32 protein-coding genes are annotated in these 25855 nt (G+C 33.6%); 24 read left to right on the forward strand and 8 right to left on the reverse strand.

What is annotated here, in order from left to right; translation table 11 throughout:
• From M663_RS0105170 to nagA, 15 genes are all read left to right on the forward strand, one after another.
• The coding region (locus tag M663_RS0105170) for a PTS transporter subunit EIIC (protein ID WP_029688190.1) at positions 1 to 515 on the forward strand (515 nt) is incomplete at its 5' end.
• Between the two features lie 48 nt (positions 516 to 563).
• Positions 564 to 1649 (forward strand): MupG family TIM beta-alpha barrel fold protein, encoded by a 1086-nt coding sequence (locus M663_RS0105175; RefSeq protein WP_009051940.1) that lies wholly within the window; start codon positions 564 to 566, stop codon positions 1647 to 1649.
• 4 nt (positions 1650 to 1653) lie between these two features.
• The gene (gene murQ / locus M663_RS0105180; RefSeq protein WP_009051939.1) at positions 1654 to 2562 is read left to right on the forward strand and encodes an N-acetylmuramic acid 6-phosphate etherase; all 909 of its coding nucleotides are present in this window, start codon (positions 1654 to 1656) and stop codon (positions 2560 to 2562) included.
• Between the two features lie 173 nt (positions 2563 to 2735).
• On the forward strand, positions 2736 to 3665 hold the full coding sequence (yhfZ, locus tag M663_RS0105185; RefSeq protein ID WP_004400342.1) for a GntR family transcriptional regulator YhfZ: 930 nt from the start codon (positions 2736 to 2738) through the stop codon (positions 3663 to 3665).
• Between the two features lie 92 nt (positions 3666 to 3757).
• A complete protein-coding gene (locus M663_RS0105190) occupies positions 3758 to 4132 on the forward strand; it encodes a PRD domain-containing protein (RefSeq protein WP_029688191.1) in 375 nt (124 codons plus the stop codon).
• Positions 4129 to 4491, forward strand: coding sequence for a DUF2620 family protein (locus M663_RS0105195; protein WP_029688192.1), 363 nt, complete (start codon positions 4129 to 4131; stop codon positions 4489 to 4491). The genes M663_RS0105190 and M663_RS0105195 overlap by 4 nt, the downstream gene beginning before the upstream one ends.
• A gap of 17 nt (positions 4492 to 4508) precedes the next feature.
• Positions 4509 to 5792 carry a YhfT family protein gene (locus M663_RS0105200; protein ID WP_029688193.1) on the forward strand — a complete coding sequence of 428 codons (1284 nt, stop codon included), beginning with the start codon at positions 4509 to 4511 and terminating at the stop codon, positions 5790 to 5792.
• A 54-nt stretch (positions 5793 to 5846) separates the two neighbouring features.
• A complete protein-coding gene (locus M663_RS0105205; protein WP_029688194.1) occupies positions 5847 to 6956 on the forward strand; it encodes an amidase family protein in 1110 nt (369 codons plus the stop codon).
• Complete coding sequence (locus M663_RS0105210; protein ID WP_029688195.1) at positions 6957 to 7856, forward strand: phosphotriesterase-related protein; 900 nt, start codon at positions 6957 to 6959, stop codon at positions 7854 to 7856. It begins immediately after the preceding gene.
• A gap of 3 nt (positions 7857 to 7859) precedes the next feature.
• On the forward strand, positions 7860 to 8951 hold the full coding sequence (locus M663_RS0105215; RefSeq protein WP_029688196.1) for an aminotransferase class V-fold PLP-dependent enzyme: 1092 nt from the start codon (positions 7860 to 7862) through the stop codon (positions 8949 to 8951).
• 11 nt (positions 8952 to 8962) lie between these two features.
• Positions 8963 to 10150 (forward strand): YhfX family PLP-dependent enzyme, encoded by a 1188-nt coding sequence (locus M663_RS0105220; RefSeq protein WP_029688197.1) that lies wholly within the window; start codon positions 8963 to 8965, stop codon positions 10148 to 10150.
• A 16-nt stretch (positions 10151 to 10166) separates the two neighbouring features.
• Positions 10167 to 11369, forward strand: a complete 1203-nt coding sequence (locus M663_RS0105225; protein ID WP_029688198.1) for a phosphopentomutase — start codon at positions 10167 to 10169, stop codon at positions 11367 to 11369.
• A gap of 300 nt (positions 11370 to 11669) precedes the next feature.
• On the forward strand, positions 11670 to 11807 hold the full coding sequence (locus tag M663_RS15280) for a hypothetical protein (RefSeq protein WP_273702641.1): 138 nt from the start codon (positions 11670 to 11672) through the stop codon (positions 11805 to 11807).
• 243 nt (positions 11808 to 12050) lie between these two features.
• The gene (locus M663_RS15285) at positions 12051 to 12215 is read left to right on the forward strand and encodes an FAD-linked oxidase C-terminal domain-containing protein (protein WP_273702642.1); all 165 of its coding nucleotides are present in this window, start codon (positions 12051 to 12053) and stop codon (positions 12213 to 12215) included.
• 96 nt (positions 12216 to 12311) lie between these two features.
• Positions 12312 to 13478 (forward strand): N-acetylglucosamine-6-phosphate deacetylase, encoded by a 1167-nt coding sequence (gene nagA, locus M663_RS0105240; RefSeq protein WP_029688199.1) that lies wholly within the window; start codon positions 12312 to 12314, stop codon positions 13476 to 13478.
• Between the two features lie 27 nt (positions 13479 to 13505).
• Here nagA and M663_RS0105245 read toward each other — a convergent pair whose 3' ends face one another.
• Together M663_RS0105245 and M663_RS0105250 are read right to left on the reverse strand one after the other, a co-directional pair.
• Complete coding sequence (locus tag M663_RS0105245) at positions 13506 to 14672, reverse strand: aminotransferase class I/II-fold pyridoxal phosphate-dependent enzyme (protein ID WP_029688200.1); 1167 nt, start codon at positions 14670 to 14672, stop codon at positions 13506 to 13508.
• Positions 14669 to 15157: an Lrp/AsnC family transcriptional regulator gene (locus M663_RS0105250; protein ID WP_029688201.1), complete on the reverse strand. Its 489-nt coding sequence runs from the start codon at positions 15155 to 15157 to the stop codon at positions 14669 to 14671. Before M663_RS0105250 ends, M663_RS0105245 begins: the two co-directional genes overlap by 4 nt.
• Before the next feature lie 212 nt (positions 15158 to 15369).
• Here M663_RS0105250 and M663_RS0105255 point away from each other — a divergent pair, with 212 nt between their 5' ends.
• From M663_RS0105255 to M663_RS0105270, 4 genes are read left to right on the forward strand one after another with little or no spacing between them, the layout of a single operon-like run.
• Positions 15370 to 15612, forward strand: coding sequence for a FeoA family protein (locus M663_RS0105255; protein ID WP_029688202.1), 243 nt, complete (start codon positions 15370 to 15372; stop codon positions 15610 to 15612).
• An 18-nt stretch (positions 15613 to 15630) separates the two neighbouring features.
• Positions 15631 to 17601: a ferrous iron transport protein B gene (gene feoB / locus M663_RS0105260; protein WP_029688203.1), complete on the forward strand. Its 1971-nt coding sequence runs from the start codon at positions 15631 to 15633 to the stop codon at positions 17599 to 17601.
• Positions 17602 to 17632: 31 nt separating this feature from the next.
• Positions 17633 to 17980, forward strand: coding sequence for a nucleotidyltransferase domain-containing protein (locus M663_RS0105265; RefSeq protein WP_029688204.1), 348 nt, complete (start codon positions 17633 to 17635; stop codon positions 17978 to 17980).
• Complete coding sequence (locus M663_RS0105270; protein ID WP_029688205.1) at positions 17964 to 18368, forward strand: HEPN domain-containing protein; 405 nt, start codon at positions 17964 to 17966, stop codon at positions 18366 to 18368. The genes M663_RS0105265 and M663_RS0105270 overlap by 17 nt, the downstream gene beginning before the upstream one ends.
• Before the next feature lie 9 nt (positions 18369 to 18377).
• Here the strand turns inward: M663_RS0105270 and M663_RS15290 are convergent, their stop codons facing one another.
• The 6 genes from M663_RS15290 to nikR form a co-directional block, all read right to left on the reverse strand.
• A complete protein-coding gene (locus M663_RS15290) occupies positions 18378 to 18506 on the reverse strand; it encodes a hypothetical protein (protein WP_273702643.1) in 129 nt (42 codons plus the stop codon).
• Between the two features lie 218 nt (positions 18507 to 18724).
• Positions 18725 to 19453 (reverse strand): ABC transporter ATP-binding protein, encoded by a 729-nt coding sequence (locus M663_RS0105280; protein ID WP_029688206.1) that lies wholly within the window; start codon positions 19451 to 19453, stop codon positions 18725 to 18727.
• A gap of 10 nt (positions 19454 to 19463) precedes the next feature.
• Positions 19464 to 20279: a cobalt ECF transporter T component CbiQ gene (gene cbiQ, locus M663_RS0105285; protein WP_029688207.1), complete on the reverse strand. Its 816-nt coding sequence runs from the start codon at positions 20277 to 20279 to the stop codon at positions 19464 to 19466.
• Complete coding sequence (locus M663_RS0105290; RefSeq protein WP_029688208.1) at positions 20272 to 20589, reverse strand: PDGLE domain-containing protein; 318 nt, start codon at positions 20587 to 20589, stop codon at positions 20272 to 20274. Before M663_RS0105290 ends, cbiQ begins: the two co-directional genes overlap by 8 nt.
• Complete coding sequence (cbiM, locus tag M663_RS0105295; RefSeq protein WP_029688209.1) at positions 20586 to 21278, reverse strand: cobalt transporter CbiM; 693 nt, start codon at positions 21276 to 21278, stop codon at positions 20586 to 20588. The genes M663_RS0105290 and cbiM overlap by 4 nt, the downstream gene beginning before the upstream one ends.
• A 17-nt stretch (positions 21279 to 21295) precedes the next feature.
• Positions 21296 to 21721, reverse strand: a complete 426-nt coding sequence (gene nikR / locus M663_RS0105300) for a nickel-responsive transcriptional regulator NikR (protein ID WP_082990403.1) — start codon at positions 21719 to 21721, stop codon at positions 21296 to 21298.
• 177 nt (positions 21722 to 21898) lie between these two features.
• Here nikR and M663_RS0105305 point away from each other — a divergent pair, with 177 nt between their 5' ends.
• From M663_RS0105305 to M663_RS0105325, 5 genes are all read left to right on the forward strand, one after another.
• The gene (locus M663_RS0105305) at positions 21899 to 22465 is read left to right on the forward strand and encodes a PepSY domain-containing protein (protein WP_273702644.1); all 567 of its coding nucleotides are present in this window, start codon (positions 21899 to 21901) and stop codon (positions 22463 to 22465) included.
• Positions 22466 to 22708: 243 nt separating this feature from the next.
• Entirely contained in the window at positions 22709 to 23818 is a 1110-nt protein-coding gene (locus M663_RS0105310; protein ID WP_029688212.1) for a sodium ion-translocating decarboxylase subunit beta, read from the forward strand.
• A gap of 99 nt (positions 23819 to 23917) precedes the next feature.
• Positions 23918 to 24052, forward strand: coding sequence for an OadG-related small transporter subunit (locus tag M663_RS15295; protein WP_268807530.1), 135 nt, complete (start codon positions 23918 to 23920; stop codon positions 24050 to 24052).
• 143 nt (positions 24053 to 24195) lie between these two features.
• Positions 24196 to 24666 carry a tRNA (uridine(34)/cytosine(34)/5-carboxymethylaminomethyluridine(34)-2'-O)-methyltransferase TrmL gene (gene trmL / locus M663_RS0105320; protein ID WP_029688213.1) on the forward strand — a complete coding sequence of 157 codons (471 nt, stop codon included), beginning with the start codon at positions 24196 to 24198 and terminating at the stop codon, positions 24664 to 24666.
• Positions 24667 to 24684: 18 nt separating this feature from the next.
• The gene (locus tag M663_RS0105325) at positions 24685 to 25854 is read left to right on the forward strand and encodes a DNA polymerase IV (protein WP_029688214.1); all 1170 of its coding nucleotides are present in this window, start codon (positions 24685 to 24687) and stop codon (positions 25852 to 25854) included.
• Position 25855 lies beyond the last annotated feature (1 nt).

Here is a 25855-nt window from a genome sequence, read left to right on the forward strand (position 1 = left end):
CTGGTACATTTTTACCATTAGTTATGACAGGTTTGCATCAGGGTTTGACACCTATCCATGTGCAATTAATTGAGTCGACAGGAGTTACTATATTACTTCCTATTTTAGCGATGGCGGGAGCAGGTCAAGTTGGAGCTGCATTAGCAGTATATGTGAAGACCAAGAGCAAACAACTTAAAAAAATTATAGAAGGCTCAATACTTGTTGGTATTCTCGGCATTGGAGAACCATTGATTTACGGTGTTACTTTACCACTTGGGAGACCTTTTATAGGGGCATGTATAGGAGGTGCTTTTGGTGGAGCTTTTGAAGCCCTTAAAGTAGTTGGTGCAAGAGGATTGGGTATCTCCGGTGTACCATTAGCTGTATTAATTGAGCCAAATAAAATTATTTATTATGTTTTAGGATTATTGATATCGTATACTGCAGGATTTATAGCTACCTATCTATTAGGATTTGAAGATCCAGTTGATGAAGAAATAGAAAATTCACAACCATTTACTTTTAATGTTTGATACAATTAAAAAGGGGCGTTTTGCCCCTTTTTAGGAGGAGATGATGAGGTGGCTGTTGGTATTTCGGTTTATACTACAGAAGACTTTCCACATCAAAAGAACAAGGAATATATAAAAATGGCAAAAGACAATGGGATAAATATGGTTTTTACGTCGATGCATATGCCTGAGGTTGAATATGATAAAAAATTAAATGAATTTGAAGATTTAATTGAATATATTAAATTACTAGATATGAAATTAACTATTGATATTTCGCCTGTAACAATGAATATATTAAATTCCTCAATAACAGATTTAAAACCTTTTTATGATTTGGAAGTAGATTGTTTAAGGCTTGATTATGGTTTTACTGCAGAGGAAATAGCTGAAATGACAAACAACAAATATGGAATTAAAATAGAGTTAAATGCCAGCACAATAACAAAAGAAGAAATAGAGAAATTGATAAAGCTAAAAGCTAATATAGATAATTTGACAACTTGCCACAATTATTATCCTAAACCGTATACAGGTCTTTCCTATAAGTTTTTTAAAGAAAAGACAATGATGATAAAAAATTACGGACTTAAGGTATCGGCATTTATTCCTTCTTTGGAAGGTAGGAGAGGGCCAATATATGAGGGATTGCCGACGCTTGAAATGCATAGAAACATAAAACCTTACACAGCAGCGAGACATTTAATTTATTCTGGGTTGATAGATGACATATATTTTGGGGATGCATATGCATCTATAAATGAAATAAGAGATGTTATCTCAATAAATAAAGATGTCATTGAATTAAATATCAATCTTATTATGGATATAACAGATTATGAGAAAGACATAATTTTTGCTGGTATTCATACAAATAGGTCTGATTCTTCTGAATACATTATAAGATCAGAGGAGTCAAGGGGTTATGCAAAGATAGGGAAAGCAATAAAGCCGTATAATTGCATTGAAAGAAAGAAATACAGTGTTACAATTGATAATTACGGTTTTAAAAGATATTCGGGAGAGCTTAATATTTGTTTGATTGATATGCCTCAAGATGAAAGAGTAAATGTGGTAGGACATATACCTGAAGAAGAACATATATTGGTAGATTTAATTAGACCGGGGACAAAATTTAAATTTAGAAAGGGTTGATACAATGGATTTAGATAAACTTATAACGGAAGGAAGAAACCCTGATACACTTGATATTGATAGATTAAGTACAGAAGATATGTTAAAAAAAATAAATAATGAAGATAAAAAAGTTCCAATAGCTGTTGAAAAAGAAATACCTAATATAGCAAAAGCTGTTGATATTATAGCAGAAAAATTAAAACAAGGAGGAAGGCTTATATACATTGGTGCTGGTACAAGTGGAAGGCTGGGAATTCTCGATGCATCCGAATGCCCACCAACTTTTGGAGTAGATCCAGAAATGGTGCAAGGGATTATTGCAGGTGGAGATGTTGCAATAAGAAGGTCAGTAGAAGATGCGGAAGACAAAGAAGACCTTGGTAAAGAAGATTTAAAGAAAAAGAATTTGTCAAGTAAGGATGTTGTAGTAGGTATTGCAGCCAGTGGCCGAACGCCTTATGTATTAGGAGCACTTAGATATGCTAAAGAAGTTGGTGCACATACAGTAGGGATATCCTGCAATCCGGATAGTGAGATGAAAAAAATAGTTGATATAATGATAGCGCCTGTTGTAGGGCCAGAAGTAATTATGGGTTCTACCAGAATGAAAGCAGGAACTGCACAAAAATTAGTATTAAATATGCTATCTACAGGTGCTATGATAAAACTTGGTAAAGTTTACAGCAATTTAATGGTGGATGTAAAAGCTACAAATGAAAAATTAATTAACAGAGCAAAACGCATTGTAAAATTAGCAACGGATGCAGATGAAAAAGTAATTGAAAAAATACTTAAGGAAACTAATTATAATGTTAAATTAACAATTTTAATGATATTAACAGGACTTAACCAAAATAAAGCAAAAGAACTTTTAGATAGGTCTAATGGTTATATTGCAAAGGCATTAATGCTTAATGAAAATAAGTCTTAAGAATAAATTTGAAGAGAAATTGAATTTATTAGGAAGTTTTATCTAAACTGAAAGGTGAAAGGCGGATTAGTTTCCGCCTTTTATAAAAAATTTTTCGAAATCATATTGACACTGATGAATTAAAATGCTATATTATAAATGTACAAAATATTGTATATTGTCCGGGTGATTGAATGATTAAAGATCTATTAACTAAAAATGGGATTGCCGTTACGATGTTGGCACGAGAAATGCTTTCTTTAAAATGTGGAGATAGAATTGAAACGATAGGAGAATATGCCAAAAAATTTGACCTCGGGCGTGGGACAATACAAACTGCTTTAAAGTATTTAGAAGATAATGAAGCAATTGAATTAGAGCCACGAGGGCATTTAGGTACGTATATAAACAATATTGACTACAAAAAATTATGGGAATATGCGGGACTTACTATTGTTTCAGGGGTAATGCCTCTTCCGTATTCAAAAAGATATGAAGGGTTAGCTACAGGTTTATATAAAGTATTTGAAAAGGGGAAAATACCTTTTAATATGGCATATATGAGAGGAAGCGAAAGAAGGTTAGAGGCATTGTTGAATGGAAAATATGATTTTGCCATAATGTCGATGTTGGCAGCAAAATTGTATATTGAATCTGGTAAAAATTTAAAAATAGTAGTCGATTTTGGACCAAATACGAACGTAAGTACTCATCGTATAATATTTTCAAATAATGCGAAAAATGCGATTGAAGATGGAATGAAGATTGCCATAGATCCAACTTCATTAGACCAATTTATATTGACTTACTATGAATGTGAGGGAAAGAATGTAGAGTTTATAGAATTACCGTATAATCAAATTATACCTCATATAATGGAAGGAAAAATAGATGCAGCTGTATGGAACTATGATGAAATAGTTGACAGAGGACTGTCTATTAAAAATGAACCGCTTAAAAGCGAAAAATCGAAAAAAATTAGTGAAGATAATACACGTGCTGTTTTAGTAGTTAAAAGAGATAATTGGGGTGTTGATAAAATAATAAATAGAATTGTTGATAAAGAAGAAGTTATAAAGATTCAGGAACAAGTGTTGTTGAATAAAATATTTCCAGAATATTGATTTATAATTATTCATATATTATTTTTGGAAGAGTTGAAAAATAACCTTTATATCACAGTACAAAATACTGTATAATGTTTGGAGTGATTTAAGTGAAGGATAATGTTGTAAATAGAATAGATTTGTTAGTACAAGGTAATGTGATTGATTTTGATACTGGAAAAGCTATTAAAAAGATTGATGAGGAATTAAAAGTAAATTATGAAATTTGCACTGAGGATGAACACTATGAGATGTTTATAACCCATTTAGCAATGTCTATAAAAAGATTAAAAGAAAAAGAAAAATTGGAGTCTACAATAGATGACGAACTTTTTAACGAAGTTAAAAATTCTCCTAATTACTATAGAGCACTTGGTATTTTGCAAAATATAGAAGATAGGATAGAAATAAAATTACCCGAATCCGAAAAAAGATTTGTGTTATTACATTTGTGTAATCTTTTAGAAAGGGGTAAAAGTACATGATAAGATTTGTTGTAGGTGGAGCTGTTGATAAGCAAAAAGTTGCTCAAATGATAAAGGAGATAGGAGGTGATAAAGTAAGTGTTGAAATAAAATCAGATATTGAAGCTGCAATGGCTGTGAAAAATGGAAAGGCAGATTACTATGTTGGTGCTTGTGCAACAGGAGGTGGTGGTGCTTTAGCTATGGCAATGGCTATATTAACAGCTCAAAAATGTGTAACTATCTCTATGCCTGGTAAGCCACCACAGGAAGCCGACGTAAAAAAAGCAGTAGCTGAAGGGAAAGTAGCGTTTGGATTTACTAATGACCATATTGAAAAGGCGGTACCTTACATTGTAAGCGCAATTTTAGAAAAATAGGGATTGGAGGATAAAAAATGAAGATAGTGTTAATTGCTTTAATTGGTGCTTTGGCAGCAATTCTTGCGAATGGTGGTATTGCTGTATTTAATGATGGGCTAAGACCTATAATGCCTGAATATCTAGAAGGTAGAATGAAAAAAGCAGAATTGGCTGCAACGAGTTTTGCTTTATCTTTTGGACTCGTAATCGGTTTTGGAATACCAATTTCAATTGGTGCTACCATATTACTTGTTCATAGTATTTTACTCGGGACAGATATTATAGGAACATGGTCACCAAAAGGTAAAATAGGATATGCTGTTGCTGGAACAATAGGAGCTCTGTGGGGAATAGGACTATTGGTAGGATTGCAATGGATTGTAAATGTATTCAAAAAATTACCTGTTAATGTTTTCAATTCAATGGGACAAATAGGTACACCTGTAATATTTGCTTTTGCAGCATTTCCTGCATTAGCAGTTGCATACCAATATGGTGTTAAAAATGGGCTTATTACTTTAACAATATCGGCATTAGTTAGAGCTGTAGTAGCAAGATTTTCTCCAATAGTTATTGGAACAAGCAAAATAGCTTTGAATCCAGAAGGTATGGCATTAGTTACTGGAATGATAGTTTTACTTATCTATGCTATGAGAGAAAAGAAAGAAGAAAATTCAACAAATATTGCTGCTTTATTTACTGAAAGAGTAGACAGGATAAAAAAGAATGTTTGGGTACTTGCTATAATGGGTGCTCTTGTAGCGGCAGCCACGTCTTTGCATATTTTAGCAGGCGATCCAATTTCTCTATCATTGGTTTCTAAAGGTAATTATACAGATGCTGCTTTAGTTGCATTAGCGAGAGCAATTGGTTTTGTACCTTTAGTTGCAACTACTGCTGTTGCTACCGGTGTATATGGTCCTGTTGGGATGACTTTTATATTCGCAGCAGCTTTATTTGCGAACAATCCACTGCTTGCAGCAATACTAGGATTTGTAATAATTTTTGCGGAAGTTTACCTGCTGGGAGGTATAGCGGCATTTTTGGATAAATTCCCAGGGATTAAAAAGTCTTCAGATAACATTAGGACAGCGATGGGACAATTATTGGAAGTGGCATTGTTAGTTGGCGGTGCGAATGCGTCTAATATGGCGTTGCCTGGATTAGGGATATTTATTGTAATTGGGTTATACCTTTTAAATGAAATTGCAGGAAGACCTATTGTGAGAATGGCAGTTGGACCCATTGCAGCAATATTAGTTGGTATTCTTGCTAACATATTGGCGGTTTTTGGACTGTATGTTCCACCGGTTAAATAAAGAGGGGAATTTCCCCTCTTCCATATAATAAATTTATTAGGGTGAATGTTATATATGAATGATAAAATAGTTATGCAAAAAATAAATGAGATGGCAAGACTCGCATATGCGATAAATATAGCACGTGATAATTTAGGTTATTCTGTTAGATATATTAATTATAAGGCAATAAAAAAAGCTGTAGAAGCGTTAAAAGTATATGATAAATTATACTTTTATGGAATAAAAAATACATCACAAATTAAACGCGAATATTTGCAAAAATTATCTAATGTTGGAAATTATATATGGCTTACCGTTGATGAGATGTCAAAAGGCGGTAGAGCAATTGATATTGAGAGGATAAACCCTGTTACTGGCAGGCCGATGACAGGCTCTACAAGTGCTGGTTGTATCAATGTGTTATTAGGAATAACTGATTTTGCTATTGGGACTGATGGTGGTGGTTCTGTGTTGGGGCCTGCGATGTCCTGTAATTTGTATTCTATCATGGCGAAAGGATTAGGCCTTGAAGGTAAAAAATTAAAAAAATCAACAGATGGTATAAATTTCATACCTGGTATTGGAATAATTGCAAAAGATTTATTCGTATGCAAAGATGTATTGAGTAATCTAATAGATTTGGATAATACAATAGATTTTCATAATTTGAAAGTTGGAATTCCACGAAAAGGCGACATAAATCTTCCGATTATTGGTGATGTTCGGGAAGATTTATATAATATTGAAAGAGCTTTATCAAAAGAGGGCATTACAGTAATTGATATTGATTTGAAGGATGTATTGAAAAGAGAAGATGCCATATATAAGATTAATAAAGCTTTTGAAGAGGTAGACATAGTGATAACAAAAGAAGGGCCTATTGATATTTTTGGTTTAGGTGATTCAGTCTTAGGTACGATGGGATATGTTGGAAGTTATATTCAAAATAGTTCAGGAAAATATTTGCTAAAAATTGCCAACATGGTAAATGCTACAGCTATTACTGTACCATCAGAGAATTTAGGCGTAGGGATTTTAATAATTGCGAAAGAGGAAAATAAATATGGTACAGCTGCTATTAAGCTGGCAGAGATAATTGATAGCAATATTAGCCATCCAAAACTATTTTATGAATATTTTAACACTAAAGAATATGATGATATTTTATTTGAGGTGAATTAAATGATTTTAGATAATAGTACCGGTTTTAAAGATATAGGTTATACTCTTATACATGAACATTTGACTATTGATTTATCAAGACTCAAAGAAGATGATGATGCCAAACTTGATGATGTAGATAGCTTAATTGAAGATTTAAAAGAACTCAAAAAAAGTGGTATAGATACTATAGTTGATGTTACAAACATAGGTATGGGTCGAGATATTGAAAGAATCAAGTATATTTCTGATATTTCAAATATAAACGTGATTTTGTCTACTGGATTTTATAAAGAACCTTTTTTGCCGGAAATAGTTTATAAGAGTTCTGTTAAAGAATTGGCTGATATATTTATTGATGAAATTATTAATGGAATCGATGGTACAAATTATAAAGCATCTGTGATTGGCGAGATAGGCACAAGTAAAGAAGAAATAAAAGAAGTAGAAGGGAAAATTTTTGAAGCTGCTGCTATTGCACATAATGAAACCGGAGTACCGATAATAACTCATACAACGTTAGGTCTTCTAGGATTAGAACAGATTAAAATTTTTAAAAATATGAAAGTAAATTTAGAAAAAGTAGTTATAGGGCATGTTGATTTAAACATTGATATGGATTACTATTTAACTTTACTTGATAATGGATGTTATCTTGCTTTTGACACAATTGGTAAAACTAATTATCAACCAGATGAGTTAAGAGCAATATCTATAAAAAAACTTATTGACAAAGGATTTATTAACAAAATTCTCCTTTCGTTGGATATTTCAAGAAAATCTTATCTAAAAAATTATGGTGGTTTTGGACATTCATATATAGTAGAAAAATTTATTCCTCTTTTAAAAAACAATGGGTTAACAGAAGAAGATATAAAGACTATATTATACAGAAATCCCTTGGACTTGATTGGAGGATAAAAAATGATTATGTATCCTATTAAACAGATTAGCTTAGAGGAAGCAATTAATTTGCAGTTTAAATTAGTAGATATCACCCAATCAGTTTTTCGAGGACATGAATTGCTCGAAGCTGGTGATTATGGTGTATCATTAGAGCTTGGACGACCTAAAACCACCGCGAAAGTTGAGAGAGTTCTTGCTAAATTTTTTGATGCAGAAGACTCTGCTTTAGTGAGAGGTGCTGGGACGGGGGCTATGAGACTCGTTTTTAATAGCTTATTAAAACCTCTTAATACATTACTTGTGCATGACGCACCTGTATATCCTACAACACAAAACCTTATGGATATGATGGGCCTTAAGCTTTTAAAAGTAAACATGAATAATTTAGATTCATTTGATATATTAAAAAATACAAAAGTTGATGCTGTATTAATACAACATTCAAGACAAAAACCTGATGACAGCTATGAGCTCGAAAAAGTAATAAAAGCTATTAAATCTATAACTAATGTTCCTATTATTACTGATGAAAATTATGTAGTTATGAAAGCTCCATATATAGGTGTTCAGTTGGGAGCAGATGTTTCAGTATTTTCTATGTTTAAATTGTTGGCACCGGAAGGAATTGGATGTGTAGTAGGCAAAAAATATATTATAGACGAAATTCGAAAATTAACTTATTCAGGTGGGAGCCAAGTGCAAGGACCTGAGGCAATGGAAGCTTTAAGGTCACTTGTATATACACCTGTTTCATTAGCTATCCAAGCAATGCAGGTTGATGAAATAGTAAATAGGCTTAACACTGGAGAAATAAAAGGGGTAAAAAAGGCATATGTAGCAAATGCGCAATCAAGAGTTGTATTAGTAGAATTTGAAGAACCAATTGCGGCAAAAGTATTAAAGTACGCTGAAGAGATGGGAGCAGTGCCTTATCCTGTAGGTTCTGAATCAAGATATGAAATTGGTGCTATGTTTTACAGAGTTTCAGGAACTTTTATTGAAAATAATCCAGATATAAAAAATTATGTAATTCGCATTAATCCAATGAGAGCAGGTGCTGATACTGTTATTAGAATTTTAAAAGAAGCTGTAAAAAAGAGTTTGACTTAGGAGATGAGGCAATGTTTCTTAATATGGTTATTGAAAGAAATCCACAACTTATTATAGAAGTTACCAAATTACACAGAGACGGTGTTATTGAACCAAATACTTATGTGCTAGATGTTGATAGTATTTATGAGAATGCAAGATTAATTAAAGAAACTGCTGATAAATATAATATTAGCTTATATTATATGACAAAACAGTTTGGAAGAAATCCTATTATTTCAAAAATCATTGAAAAGGCGGGAATTGATAAAGCAGTAGCTGTAGATTTTGATGAGGCAAGGGTATTGTTTGATAATAGTCTTAAAATAGGGCATATAGGACATTTAGTACAAGTCCCAAAAAATGACATTAAATTATCTTTACTCATGAAACCAGAAGTTATAACATGTTTTTCATATGAAAAAGCAAAAGAAATATCAGATAACGCAAAAGAGCTTGGAATTACGCAAGATATATTATTAAGAGTGATAGATGAAAATGATGTAATATATCCGGGTCAAGAAGGAGGTATATATCTTGGAAAGTTAAAAGAAATAGTTCATCATATATTAAAATTGAAGAATATAAAAATTGCTGGTATTACATCCTTTCCATGTTTTCTTTATGATTATGAGAAGAAAGAAATTACACCAACGCACAATGTATATACACTCTTAAAAGCAAAAGAAATATTGAATGAAATGGGGCTTGAAATCTGGCAAGTAAATGGGCCCAGTGCTACATGCCGTAATTCAATACCGCTTTTAAATAAGTATGGTATTACTCATGGAGAGCCGGGGCATGCTTTATTGGGGACGACTCCTTTACATGCATATACAAAACAGCCTGAAAAGCCAGCTATAGTATATGTGTCAGAAATATCTCATGTAAATAATGGGAAAGCTTATTGCTATGGTGGTGGATTTTATCCGAGGTCAAATGTTAAATATGCTTTGGTGTCAAATAATCCTGAAGATATTTTAGATAGAATATTTGATGTTGAAGAATTACCACCGGAATCAATAGACTATTATGGAACTGTACTTTTAAACAATAGAAAAGTTAATGTTGGGGACACTGTAATATATTCATTTAGAACACAAATATTTGTAACAAGAGCAAAAGTGGCTCTTCTTGAGGGTTTGTCTTCGGGGAAACCGAAATTGACATATATATTTGATTCAAGGGGCAATCTTTTAAAGGATTTAAAAATGATTTAAGGAAGAAGGGTAATAAATGAGAGCCATAATTCTTGTAATAGATAGTCTTGGGGTTGGTGAAATGGCTGATGTCCCTGAGGTACGTCCGCAAGATATAGGAGCAAATACTTTAAAACATGTTTCTGAATATAATAATAATTACAGATTAAATAATTTAGAATTAATGGGAGCAGGTCTTATAGTTGAGAGTAAGAATATAAAAAAGGTTAGTAATCCCATTGCAAGCTATGGATGTTCAAATTTAGAGCATGAAGGAGCGGACACTTTTCAAGGGCATCAAGAGATTGTTGGTTCAAAGCCTAAAAAGGCTTTGAGGCAACCATTTAAAGAGTGTATCTACAAAGTAAAAAGCGAATTGGAAAAGGAAGGATATACTGTAACCATACCTGATCCCAAACATCCATTTTTACTGGTAAATGGAATAGTCGTAGTAGCAGACAATATTGAAGCGGATATAGGTTTAAACTACAATGTTACTGCTCCTTTGAATTATATTTCATTTGAAGAAGAATTGAAAATCGGACAAATAATTAGAAATAATGTTAAGGTTGGAAGAGTAATTGTACTGGGTGGCAGAGGAATAACAGTTAAAGATATATTGAATGCCATCGAAGTAAAATCTGATGAAATAGTTGGAGTTAACAGTACAAAAGCTGGTGTGTATAATAAAGGTTATATGGTGAGACATCTTGGATATGGAATAGACCCAAATGTCCAAGTGACAACTATTTTGAAGAAGCATGGTTTTGATGTATCTCTTATTGGAAAGGCTGCAGATGTTATAAACTGTGATGGTGCAGATTATAATCCATGTGTTGATACAGAAACTGTATTAAATATATTATTGGACAAATTAAACAGTGTTTCTCATGGTTTAATAATGGCAAATGTACAAGAAACAGACCTTGCAGGGCATTCACAGGACGTAGAAAAATACGCCGAAAAATTAAAACTTGTAGATGATTATCTACCTAAAATTATTGATAAAATGAAGGGTGATGATATTTTATTTATAACTGGTGATCACGGTAATGACCCCACAATAGGTCACAATCACCATACAAGAGAAAAAGCGTTTCTACTAGTTTATGGCAAAAAATTAAAACCGGTAAATTTAGGAGAAAGAAAGACTTTATCAGATATAGGAGCTACTATAGCAAATTATTTTGGTGTTGAAAAAACAGAGAATGGAGAGAGCTTTTTGAATATGATGAAATAAGGAGATGTTCTATCTCCTTTCAGACTGTAGACAAACTTTCGTAAAGGATATTTTGCATAAGGAGCGACTTGTTACAAAGCGGTAACAAAACTTAACAAGACCGAGGGTGGAGGCAGGGCCGAAGCCATGGATGGCGAAGGCGGGCACCTTAAGGCATGGATGCCGATTGTGCCCGGTACCCTGCCGGAGCCCGAAGGTCGAGCTTTAGTTTTGTCGCTTTGGAACATCGGAGCAACGATGCAAAATATCTCCTTTTTCTATATTATAATTATATTATTCCACTTGAAGGGAGAAGTTTTTATGAAAATAATAGTTCCAATAAAGCAAGTACCTGAGACGAGCAATGTAAAAATGGATCCTATAACAGTGACAATGATAAGAGAAGTGTCAAATCCTATCAGTAGAAAATGGGAAAATTACAGTAAAAAGGCTTGTTGAATAAAGATATGAGGAAATTGAAATGATGCTTCCAGCAGTGTTAACAGTGGTCAAGTAAATAAGCGATTCAAGGTTGCCTACACTAAGAGGTAAATTAAGGGCAAAGAAAATGGGAATACCTTTATGGGATGTTCAAATGCTGGGGGTGAAAGAGCAGTAAAATAAAGAGTTACTGGAAGATATATAATAGGTTTAGAAGTAGTGACTCCAACAGGAGATATTGTACATCTTGGTGGTAAAGTGATGAAAGATGTTACTGGATATGACCTAATTCACCTTATAGTAGATTCTGAAGGGGCACTTGATTATTTGCCAATGGTGTTAGAACCACAGCATATAGAAATAATGAGAGCAATCAAAAAAGCACTTGACCCAAATCTAATACTTAATCCAGGGAAAATTATATAGAGATAACATACGTAATAAATTTAAGAAAGTCATAATTTTTGTGATATAATCAAATATAGAAGATTATATGAAATTACTCAAAGGAGTTGTTTTTAAATGAAAAGTATTCTATTAAAGCATGGTGAGATATATACAGAGAAGGAAATAATATACGATGGAGATGTATTGATATCAGAAGGTAAAATTGTAGAGATTGGTAAGGGTTTATATAATGTTGATGCAGAAGTAATTGATTTAAAAGGGAAAAAGGTGGTGCCTGGATTTATTGATATACACATACATGGTGGAGTAGGGCATGACACAATGGATGCTACTTATGAAGCATTAAATGCTATTTCAGTTCACCTTGCAAGGCATGGGGTTACATCTTTCTGTGCTACTACCATGACAATGGATATACCCTATATTTTAGATGCTCTCAGAAACATAGATGAGACAATGAAAAAGGGTATAGAAGGTGCGCAAGTTTTAGGCGCATATGTGGAAGGACCCTTTATAAGCAAAGAACACAAAGGGGCACAGGATGAAAAATATATAATACAACCTGATAAAAAGTTATTTGACAAATTTTTAGAAATTTCAGGAGGTAACATAAAAGTAATAGCATTAGCACCTGAAAAGGACCCGGATGGAAGTTTTGCAGAACATGTCACGAAAAAGGGTGTAAAAGTATCCTTGGGGCATACAAATGCCACTTATGAGGAGATGAAAAATGGAGTAGATCATGGTGCTACAATTGCAGTCCATACATATAACGGCATGAAAGGGTTACATCACAGAGAACCTGGTGCTTTAGGAGAAGTTTTTTTGGATGACAGATTATACAGCGAGTTGATATGTGACCTTATACATTCACATCCTGCGGCAGTAAAAATACTTTTAAAGATAAAAGGTACAGATAGAGTAGTATTAATTTCTGATGCTATGGCAGCTTGTGGTTTAGGAGATGGAGAATGCAGTCTTGGAGGGCAAAAAGTTTATGTAAAAAATGGAGAGGCAAGACTTGAGAATGGCACTTTGGCGGGAAGTACTCTGACATTGGATAAAGCTTTAGCAAATATAACGTCTCTTGGAGTACCACTTTTTGAAGCTTGCAAAATGGTTTCTTTAAATCCTGCAAAAGCAATTGGCATAGCTGACAGAAAAGGCAGTATAGCTATAGGAAAAGATGCTGATATAACCATTCTAAACAGTGATTTAACTGTAGATATGACAATGGTTAATGGGAAAATTGTGTATAAAGTAGCAAATAATAACCGCTGATTAAGTGTCAGCGGCTATTATTTTTAGCTACAATATTCTTTCAGCGAAGTGTTTTATTCTTTCAAGTGCTCTTTTTATTTTATCTATAGAATATGCATATGATACACGAATAAATCCTTCACCGCTTGGGCCAAATGCGTCTCCTGGCACTACAGCTACTTTTTCTTCTTTTAAGAGTTTTTCACAAAATTCCTGTGAAGTCATACCCGTCTTTTTTATTGACGGGAAAATATAGAAAGCTCCTTTTGGCTCAAAGCAGTCAAAGCCTATTTCGCGAAATCCGTTTACAATAAATTTCCTTCTCTTATCATATGTTTCTCTCATTTTTACTATGTCTTCTTCACATTGATATATACCCTTTATAGCTGCATATTGTGCTGTTATTGGAGCGCATATAGTTGTGTACTGATGGATTTTATTCATTGCTTCAATAAATCCGTGTTCTGCTGCAATGTATCCCAGCCTCCAACCTGTCATGGCGAAAGCTTTTGAAAAACCGTTTATAAGTATTGTCCTTTCTTTCATGCCCGGAAGTGAAGCTATGCTTATGTGTCTTCCTTCATAAGTTAATTCACTGTATATTTCATCAGAAATGACTAGTAAATCATACTCGATTATTATGTTTACAATTTCTTCTAATTCTTCTTTTTTCATGATAGCACCTGTAGGGTTATTGGGGTAAGGAAGAATTAATACCTTTGTTTTTGGGGTTATTTTTGATTTTAGGTCATCAGGGGTTATTATAAAATTGTTTTTTTCATCAGTAGGAACAAATACAGGGATGCCTCTTGTCAAAGTTACACATGGTGCGTATGATACGTAACTTGGTTCAGGTACTAAAACCTCGTCACCGTCATTTAAAAGAGCTCGCAGAGCAAGGTCAATGGCTTCACTAGCACCAATAGTTACCATTATTTCTTTTTCAGGGTCATAGGTTAAATTATAATGGGTCTTTAAAAAATAGGATATGGCGATTCTAAGTTCGGGCAAGCCTAAGTTTGAGGTGTATGTTGTGCTACCTCTATCTAGTGCGTCAATGCCTTCTTTTCTTATTTCCCATGGAGTTACAAAATCTGGTTCGCCAACTCCCAGTGATATTATGTCTTTTGAATTTGTGACAAGGTCAAAAAATTTTCTAATTCCGGACGGTGGTATGCTTTTTACTACATTAGATATATATTTGTCTGTGTTCATGGTGTTACCACCAGTCTTTTGTCATTTTGTCCTTCTTCGTAAAAAACGCCGTCCTTTTTATATCTTTTTAATACAAAATGGGTTGTAGTGCTTAAGACTCCTTCAATAGGTGCAAGTCTTTCAGCTACAAATAATGCTATTTCTTTCATGGTTTTGCCTTCTACTTCCACAGAAAGGTCATAAGTTCCGGAAATTAAGGAAACTGATTTTACTTCTTCGTACTGGCATATTCTGTGGGCTACTTTGTTAAATCCATGTCCTTGCTGGGGTGCTACTCTTACATCTATAAGGGCAGTTATAACTTCCCGGTCGGTCTTTTCCCAATCCACTAAAGTAGTGTATTTTAATAACACTTTTTTGTCTTCAAGACTTTTCATTGTATTTTTGACTTCTTCTTCACTAAGCCCTGTAATTGTTGCGATCTGTTTTTCTGTAAGACGACTGTTTTCGCACAAAAGGTCAAGGATTTCTATGGCTTTATCCATTTTTGACACCTCCTAAAAAGATATTTTATGCACATTATAATACAAAGATAGGTGTAATTCAATAATTTAATAAATTGAAGCATAAAATTTTAAATAAAAACGTTTGAAATTGAAATAATACAAGATTGTTGGGTTGACAGATACATGTAAAGAATGCTACAATTTTTATAGGGATATTGATAATTATTTTCAATTATGGAGGCTGCATATAAATGGGAGAAAATACTATTATAAATCTTATAGAATTAAAGGAAAATCATGAAGGAGAGATTGTATTAATAAAAGCAGGAAGAGCAGCTACGCAAAGGTTAAATGAAATGGGACTTGTCCCGGGGACAAAAGTTAAGTTGGTTAGAAAAGGTCCTTTAAGGGGCCCTGTGGAATTGGAGGTCAGGAATTCTCACCTTGTGATTGGATATGGTCTTGCTTCAAAAGTATATGTAAAAATCGTCTGACAGAAAGGGCGATATGCGATGAAAAAAGAAATAATTATAGCTTTAGCAGGAAATGCCAATGTGGGTAAAAGTGTCATATTTAATCAATTAACAGGATTGACTCAGATAATTGGCAACTGGCCAGGGAAAACAGTCGAGAGGGCAGAAGGGGTACTGCGGTTTAAAGGACGAACTATAAAAATTGTTGACCTTCCTGGTATTTATTCACTTTCTGCTTATTCTCAAGAGGAAATTGTTTCCCGTGAGTTTATAGCTTTTGAAAAACCGGATGTTGTAATAAACGTGGTGGATGCTTCTAATCTTGAGAGAAATTTGTTTTTTACAGTGCAACTTTTAGAGCTTCATGTGCCTATGGTTATGGCTTTAAACCAAGTGGATTATGCCCTTAAAAAGGGTATAGATATAGATGTAAAGAAGTTAGAAGAGCTTTTAGGTATTCCAGTTGTAGAAACTGTTGCTACAAAAGGCAAAGGGCTTCAGGAATTAATAAATAAAGTTTTAGAAGTTGTGGATTCGCATAAAGAAGTGGATGTAAAAAGGTATGATATAAAAGAGGAAAAAGTTCTTAAATACAGAAATGAAGTAAGTGAATCTGTAATGAAAATTTACAACATCCTTTTGAAACACAATGTAGACCTTATAAATTTATTTCATCCTCTGTGGATTTCACTAAAACTGATAGAAGAGGATAGCGATATAGTAGAAAAGTTAAAAAAAGAACCTAATGGAGAAAAAGCTTATGAAGAAATTCAAAAAGAATTAGAAGGTTTAAAGGCGAAGACAGATAATCCTCTTGCAACTTTAGTTACAGCAGACAGATATGATATTGCTTCTTTTATCGCAAACCAAACTGTATCAGAGATTCACCATAGAATTACTTGGACTGATTTAATTGACAATGTAGCTCTTCATAAGATATGGGGCTATATATCAATGTTCATTATTGTATTTATATCTTTTTATGGAATATTTAAGTTTGGAGAGTATTTCTCAGGTGTGCTGGAGGACTTTTTTGACGGTTTTAAGCCTTTAGTGTACAATTTGAATATTCCAAATATGTACAAAGATTTTCTCTGGAATGGGCTTGCTGAAGGGATTATTTCTGCTATAACTATAGTGCTTCCCTATATATTTCCTTTTTATGTGTTTTTATCAATACTTGAAAACACTGGTTATCTTGCAAGAATTGCATTTTTAATGGATGAGGTTATGCACAAAGTTGGGCTTCACGGTAAAGCTCTTATTCCAGTATTGATGGGGTTTGGGTGCAATGTCCCTGCAGTATTAGGCACCAAAATTTTAGAAACGGATAGAGAAATATTTATTGCGTCTTTTATGTCTACTCTTGTGCCTTGTTCTGCAAGAATTGTAATAATTTTGGGAACAATAGGGGTCTTCATGGGGCCACAATACGCACTCGCTGTTTTTGCCTTAGACGTTTTGGTAGTTTATATAGCGGCGTATTTTGCAAATAAAATAGCACCTGGAAAGCCTTATGATTTGATAATGGAACTTCCTGGCTACAGGATGCCTGCTTTAAAGCCTACATTGAAGCAGATATGGTTTAGAATAAAAGACTTTTTGTATGTAGCTCTTCCAATAATTGTAGTTGGCAGCTTGGTTCTGGAAATATTGAAGTACTCTGGCATATTTAAATATGTGACTTATATAATGGATCCTATTGTTGTAAAATGGTTGGGATTGCCGTCAATAGTTGGGATAGTATTGATTTTTGGGATACTCAGAAAAGAATTGACACTTATAATGCTTTTAACACTGTCTGGGACAAGTCACATAACACAGATTTTGACGCCGCGGCAGATGATTGTCTTTGGTGTTGTTACAATGCTTTATATTCCTTGTATTGCTACAATTGCGGCATTAAAAAGGACAATTGGCTGGAGAAAGACATGGTGGGTAGTTTTTGCTAATATTTTTATTGCGATACTAATAGGAGGAATATTAAATCGAATTCTTACTTTTGTATAATTGTGCTATAATGTTAATGGGTGATAAAATTATGCCTTATATAATGCCTCAAAAAGAAAAAAGATTAAAAGTGTTGAGAGATGAGTTAGAAAAAGCTATTTATTCTATTATATCTTTAAATCCCGAAAAAGTGGTATTATTTGGTTCATTGGAAAGAGAAGATGTACATTTAAGAAGCGATATAGACCTTTTGATAATTTGGAAGACTGACCTGCCGTTTTTGGAAAGATTGCAAGTGTTTTATGATGATATAAAGCCAAATGTTGCAATGGATATATTGGTTTATACTCCTGAAGAAATTGAAAAATTATATAGGAAAAATAAATTTATAGCAAAAGTATTAGATGAAGGGCGTGTATTATATGAAAAGAAGCAATGAAGAAGAAGCCAAGAGATGGCTTCAACAGGCCAAAAGAGACCTTGATGATGCGATTTTTTCAAAAGAGGGTCAGCGTTACAACTTAGCTTGCTTTTTATCGCAACAAGCAGCAAAAAAAGCAATAAAAGCTTATCTATACAGTCAAGGTGCAGAATTCGTTTGGGGGCATTCTGTTGCTGAACTAATAAATGATGCCACTCAATTTGACAAAAGTTTTGTTGAAATAAAAAAAGAAGGGGGTTCATTAGATAAGTATTATATTCCGACACGTTATCCAAATGGGCTCCCCGGTGGAATTCCTTCAGAGGCTTTTATAGAAGAGGATGCTATTTCAGCTATTAATAAGGCAACAAAAATAATAAAATTTGTAGAAGAGAAAGTAGATTAGTGATAAAACCTACTCTACATTTGTTTCATTGCTTTTTATGACATTAATTATCACATTTAGTACATTCACAACCCCCTTTTTCATTGCAGTTTCTTGTAAATAATCAAAATCTATCTCATTCCAATATATGTTTAACATGTTTTTTGTCCACATACCATTATCTTTTGAATCCCAGAACTTGTAGGCACATAAAAATTGACTTTTCGCATGCCGAACTCACCATCCTTAAGTATATTATAGCATTAAAAGTTAAAATAGTTAATGAAATCAGCGTTAAAACAAGAAATATGACAAAAATAATGCAGAAAAAATAGGGTAAATAAGATAAAAATTTTCCCCCCATTAAGGGGGATTCTTTAAATAAGATTAACTTTAAGCAGTAACTCCTCATTATTAAGAATTTCCTCAGGTTTGCCTATTGTTTCTATTGTGTGATTTTCGTTTAACACTATTATCCTGTCACAAAACTTTGCTGCCATGTCAAGGTCGTGAGTTGCAATGACTATCGTGGTGTCTTTTTTGTTTAATTCTTGTAGTTTTCCTAAAAGCCACTTTTTTGACCGTGGATCAAGGCCATTTGTAGGTTCGTCAAGAAGCAAAACTTCAGGATTTATCACCATAACTGACGCTAATGCGACTTTTTTCTTTTCTCCGCCGCTTAATCTGTGAGGGGGTCTATCTTTTAATTTTTCGAGTCCAAAAGAAATAAGAGTTTCTTCCACTATTTTTTGGACTTCGTCTTTCTTTAAGCTCATTTGAAGTGGTGCAAAGGCTACTTCATCAAAAACAGTAGTGTTAAAAAGTTGTACATCAGAATTCTGAAACACAAAGCCTACTTTTTTTCTAAATTCATATTCATCAAAAGTTTTTTTATCCCCCAGCAATTTGCCAAATGCCCATATTTCACCTTTGTCCGGATAAATTAAATTGTCCATCAATTTTAAAAGAGTGGATTTTCCACTGCCATTTGCACCGAGAAGAATTAACTTTTCTCTTTTTTTTACTTCAAAACTTATGTCAATTAAAGCAGGAACTGATTTATTGTAAGAGTAGTAGACATTTTTTAATTCAAATACTGTGCTCATTTGGTCCTCCTTATGGGTGGATATACCACAAGATGGATAAAAAAGTTATATTAAAACCTATCCATATATAATCATAAAAAGTTATTTTAAAAGTAGTTATTGTTTTGTATTCTCCTTTGTAACCCCGCGAAACCATAGCATTGTAAACATCATCACTCAGTTGTTGAGACCTTATCAAAACATTTGCCATAGCAGAAGCGACAAATTTTCTTCCTTCACTACTATCACTTTTCCCGACATTTCTGCTTTTTCTTGCGAGGAACATGTTTATAGCAATTTCTAAAAGCAAAAAGATATAACGTAAGGCCATTTCAAGTGTAGCAGTAAAAATGCGGGGAATCTTAAAAGTTCTCAATGCTTTTAAGATTTCTACCCATTTTGTTGATAGAGCTAATATATACACAAAAGATAAAGATATAAATGACCTCATCATAAAAACAATGGCACTTTTTAATCCTTCTTTTGTTATATAAAAATTTTTTGTGAAATATACTAAAGGCTGTCCTTCTTTTACTACATTAAAAAGTGAAGGTATCAGGACAATACCTGTAAAAAATATTGAGACTGCTGATACCCTCACAATATATGTTTTTAAAGGAATTTTAGAAAAATAAGCCAACAAAAGTGTATAAATAAGAAATATGGTCATAAAAGATATTGTCTTTCCAAAATTAACTATAATGAGTAATACAAAAAGAGAAATAAGTTTTATCCTCGTATCAAGAGACTGCATAATACCTTTCTTAACAGAAATTGCATCAGAATAAAACATGTCTTCAAATACACTTTGTATACTTAAGATTGTCTTTTCTAAAAAGTTATCCATTTTTTTTCTGGGGTTTTCCCATAATCCTCCCTAATATTGCAAATATCAATACAATAGCTGCGATTCCTACAACTGCTGAAAAAATATAACCTAAAGCTTGTTGAAAGAAATTAGCATCAAATCCTGGTATACTGTAATCGGGTAATATTGCTTTTATAACTTCTGAAAATCGGTTCATTCCCTCGGGTATATATCCTATCATGCTCTTTATTTCATCTAAGCCCCATTCTCCCCATGCTGAACCAGGAGCTAAAAGTCCGAGAGGAGTGAGAAGTATTATAACTATAGCTGCAATGTAGAACTTTTTCATCTATTATCACCTCTAAGCCTATATGAGAATTTATATAATATATTTTCTTCGTCTACTTTTTGTAAATAATATACTACAAGACCTGTTATAACAGCTTCTACAATACCAGCTACTGTAAGATGAGCAAACATCATTGCAGGTATTGCTACGTTTAATCCATAAGGAAAATATAGGGGTGTTCCATTTGCTGTATGAAAAAGCAATGGCTGAAGCCCAAGTTCTATTGCTGTAGCAAGAGCTGCAGCATTTATTCCTACATATCCCCCTATAGCAGATGATAAAACCTTATTTAGTTTGAGAGATAACATGAGCCTGTAAATTCCATATCCCACAAAAGGAGCTATAAATGCCATATTAAAGCTGTTTGCTCCAAGAGCTAAAATTCCTCCATCGCCAAAAAGCAATGCTTGAATAAATAAGGCTATCGTAAGAGATATACTTGCCGCCCAAGGCCCTAAAGTTATAGCAAGTAGAGTTGCGCCAATTGCGTGGGCAGTTGTACCTCCTGGTATTGGTACGTTAAACATCATTATTGTAAAGGCAAAAGCTGACCCTATTGCCATAGCAGGAACATCCTTTTTGTCAAAACTTTTGTTGACTTTTTTTGCTGCAACTGTCAACACTGGTACCATAGCAGCACCCATAACGGCACAGGTTTGGGGACTTATATATCCCTCTGGTATGTGCATAAAATTACCCCCTTTATTTATAAATTTTCCCCTGTTGTTGTCGTTACTAATTTTCCATGTTTTACCCCTTTTGTGCTTATTATTTCATCTGCAATTTTTGTAATTTCCTTTGCGGTACCTTTTACTACCATTATTTCGAGGCAGTTGTGCTTATCAAGGTGTACGTGCATTGTTGAGATTATGTTTTGATAGTGCTTATGTTGTATGTCTGTCAGTTTGTCACTTATTTCTCTCACTTCATGATTAAAAACATATGTAATTGTTCCAATAGTTTCCACATCTTCTGCTTCCCACTGATTTTCCACTATAAAATCTCTTATCAAATCTCTTATGGCTTCGGATCTGTTGTTGTAGTTTTTTCTCTTTATAAGCTCGTCAAATTGATAAAGAAGTTTTGATTCCATTGAAACTCCAAAACGTATTATTTCTTCCAGACCTATCACTCCCCTAAAATGGTGTCATCTTCTTAAAAATAATAGCACTATTTTATGGCGGAGTCAATTCAAAAAAATTAATTTTAGTTTAATTTTCAATTAATATTGCTTTAATGTTTAGGTTATAAAATGAACTTGAAAGTTGATGGTAGACCATCAACTAAAATAAAAGAAAGGGTGGTTCAAATGAACAAAAAATTAATGACTTATGTTGTTACGGGGGCAATGGCTATAGGATTACTAGGAGGAGCATCTTATCAAGGAATTGCTGAGGCTCAAACAAATGCTCCCGCTCCTTCAGCTGTGACGTCTACTGTTACTACACAATCTGACAAACAAAACATAAACGAACAGCAACCAATGTATCAAGGCACAATAAAAGTTGCAAATTCTCAAGACAATGCAAAAGACAATGAAAAGAATGTAAAAGACAATGAAGCGCAAGAAAGCGCGAAGTTGGCTTCCCTTGCAAAGATAACTCTAGATCAAGCAAAGACAGCAGCATTGAAAGTTGTACCAGGTACAGTGACAAAAGTAAGTCTTGACAACGAAAATGGATATCTTGTATACAGCGTGGAAATAAGGACAAACACAGGTTTAGTTGATGTAAAAGTTGATGCAGGAAATGGGGCAGTATTAGCGCAAGACAAAGGTCAAGACAATGAAAAATCTAAAGAAAAGGTTAGCGAAGGCGAAAAAACAAATGCTACTGACAACGACACTGTACAACTTGAACAACAAGGAGAAAACTAAATAAATCTAAGAAAGGAGGCGTTTTGCCTCTTTTCTTAGTTGAATATGTTAACGATTTAATATATAATGGAACATAAAAGGGGAGTAGCTTGCCACACATTGTGGTTTGACCTGTCGTCAGCACGAGAGATTTTCTCCGGCAGGTCAAAAACTCCATGCGGAGTTTGAGCGAGACCTTTATAGTGTTTACCACTATAAGGGTCTTTTTTGTTTATATTTACAAAAGAAGGGAGTATATATACAATGAATGCTTTTATAGAAGGTATATTAAATCTTACATTAGGTCATATTATAATGTTTATCATTGGAGGTATCCTTATATATCTTGCGATAAAAAAAGAATACGAGCCAATGTTACTTTTGCCTATAGGATTTGGTATAATACTTGCGAATATCCCGCTTTCATCTGCTATAGGTGAAAATGGTTTTCTTACAATTCTATACAATGCTGGAATAAGTACAGAACTTTTTCCTATTCTCATTTTTATTGCAGTTGGGGCAATGGTAGATTTTTCACCACTTCTTAAGCAACCGTTAATGATATTTTTTGGCGCAGCAGCGCAGTTAGGAATATTTTTAACTATAATTTTTGCGCACATGCTGGACTTTAATTTAAAAGAAGCAGCTGCTATAGGCATAATTGGCGCTGCAGATGGCCCTACATCTATTTATGTAGCTAATTTGTTTGCACCAAAGCTTTTGGGTGCTATATCAGTTGCAGCTTATTCGTATATGGCATTAGTTCCAATAATCCAGCCCTTTGTGATAAAAATGCTTACCAGTGAAGAAGAACGAAAAATTAGAATGGATTTGCGCATGAATGAAGTTTCAAAAACAGCTAAAATACTTTTTCCAATAGCAGTGACATTTGTAGCAGGAATTTTAGTACCAACTAGTGTTCCTCTTGTAGGTTCTTTGATGTTTGGTAACCTCATAAGAGAAGGTGGGGTAGTAGAACGGCTTTCAAAAGCTGCACAAAATGAACTTGCCAATCTTGTGACACTTTTACTTGGGATAACAATAGGTTCTACTATGACTGCCGACAAATTTTTGACACCTACGACTCTTTTGATATTTGGAATGGGACTTATAGCATTTATATTTGATACAGCAGGAGGAGTATTGTTTGCAAAGTTTTTAAATTTGTTTTTAAAAAATAAAGTCAATCCAATGGTAGGAGCTGCTGGAATCTCAGCCTTTCCAATGTCATCTCGTGTCATACAGAAAATAGCCCAAAAAGAAGACCCTACAAATTTTATTTTAATGCAGGCTGTAGGAGCAAATGTTGCAGGTCAGTTAGGTTCTATCATAGCAGGAGGTATTGTAATAGCACTTGTAAGTTCTGTTATGTAATTGAAAGTTATGCAATTAAAAGTGTAGAGTTTGGATTACAGGAAAGAGGTTTTTAGATACTTTCATTAGAGGAGCTAAAATTTGAAAGAGGTGAACAAAATGGACTTACTTAATGTATTTAAAATTGCTATTGTGGGAATAGGAATGACTTTTTTGATGTTAGTAATATTTTTTGTGTTGATTAAAGTTTTAGTGAAAATATTTAAACCGGAAAATGTTAAAAAAGGAGAATAAGAGAAAGGACAGCCTGTTCAGTTGAGTGCCGGGAAACTTAGCGAGGCCGAAAGACGAAAATTATTTACCTACTAATTTTTTAATTATATACTCCTTGTGATATAATAAAATTGTAAAGTTGTTACTGCATGGAGGTTTTGGTGATGCCACTTAATGTAGTACTTGTTGAACCTGAAATACCACAAAACACAGGGAATATTGCAAGAACTTGTGTGCTTACAGGCAGCAGGCTTCATCTTGTAAAACCTTTAGGTTTCAGTATAGACGAAAAATACGTAAAAAGAGCTGGCTTAGATTACTGGCCTCTTTTAGACCTTACTGTTTACGATAATCTCGAACAATTTCTTAAACAAAACAAAGGTAAAAAGTTTTATCTTGCTACCACAAAGGCTAAAAAGTATTATCATGAAGTAAAATATAAAGACAATTCTTATATACTTTTTGGCAAAGAGACTGCAGGACTTCCTAAGTGGTTGATTGAAAAATACTACGAAGACTGTATACGGATACCAATGCATGAAGTGATATCTACAAGGTCTTTAAATTTGTCCAACTCTGTAGCTATAGTACTATATGAGGCCTTGAGACAACTGGGTTTTCCTAATATGAAATAAAAAAATTGAGGGATGATTATGAAGAGGAAGATTATCCATGTTGACATGGATGCTTTTTTTGCATCTGTAGAACAACATGATAATCCAGAATATAGAGGAAAACCTGTTATTATAGGTGGTTTGTCGGAACGAGGAGTAGTTTCAACTTGCTCCTATGAGGCAAGAAAGTACGGAATATATTCTGCAATGCCGATGTACATGGCGAAGAAGCTATGTCCACACGGTATTTTTCTTTCTGTAAGGAGAAAAAGATATGAAGAGGTTTCAGCTCAAATTTTTGACATCCTGTACAGTATAACTCCTTTAGTCGAACCTGTGTCTATTGATGAAGCCTATCTTGATGTTACAGATATTGACAAAAATCCAGAGATTATTGCCCTGGAAATAAAAAAGAAAGTGAAAGAGACGACGGGACTTACCATTTCTGCAGGAGTTTCCTATAACAAATTTCTTGCAAAGCTTGCTTCTGATTGGAATAAGCCAGATGGATTTATGGTCATAACAGAAGACATGATTCCCGACATTTTAAAACCACTTTCCGTTTCCAAAGTTTATGGGATAGGAGAAAAATCAGAAGGAAAACTTAAATCTATGGGAATAAATACAATTGGTGACCTTTTAAAATTGTCACAGGAGAATCTTGTCGAAATTTTTGGTAGGGTAGGTGTGGAAATATATTTAAGAATTCGTGGCATTGATGAGAGGCCTGTTGAAACAATGAGGGAGATTAAATCTATAGGAAAGGAAAAAACACTGGAAAAGGATACAAAGGACAAAAAGCTTTTACTTTATTATGTGAAATTATTTTCCGACATAATATCGGAAGAATTAGTTAGAGAGAGACTTTATGCCAGAACGGTTACTGTTAAGATAAAGACACCAGATTTTGCAGTTCACACCAAAAGCAAGACATTAAATAAATATATACGATTAGGTGAGGACATATACGATGTAGCCTACGAAATTATTGAAAGTCTAAAATTAGACCAATATATAAGGCTTATTGGTCTATCTGTTTCTAACTTGAGTGCAGTAAAATATGAGCAATTGTCCTTTTTGGATAAAAGGGTTATTAAATTTATTAAGGCAGAAAATGTAGTTAGAGAAATAAATAAAAAGATGGGGCAGGAAGTAGTGAAAAAAGCAAGTGAACTTTTAAATGAGGAAACGAAGCAACGGAGGGATTAAA

Origin of the sequence: Thermoanaerobacter sp. A7A (assembly GCF_000445185.1) — a bacterium.
Taxonomy (GTDB): domain Bacteria; phylum Bacillota; class Thermoanaerobacteria; order Thermoanaerobacterales; family Thermoanaerobacteraceae; genus Thermoanaerobacter.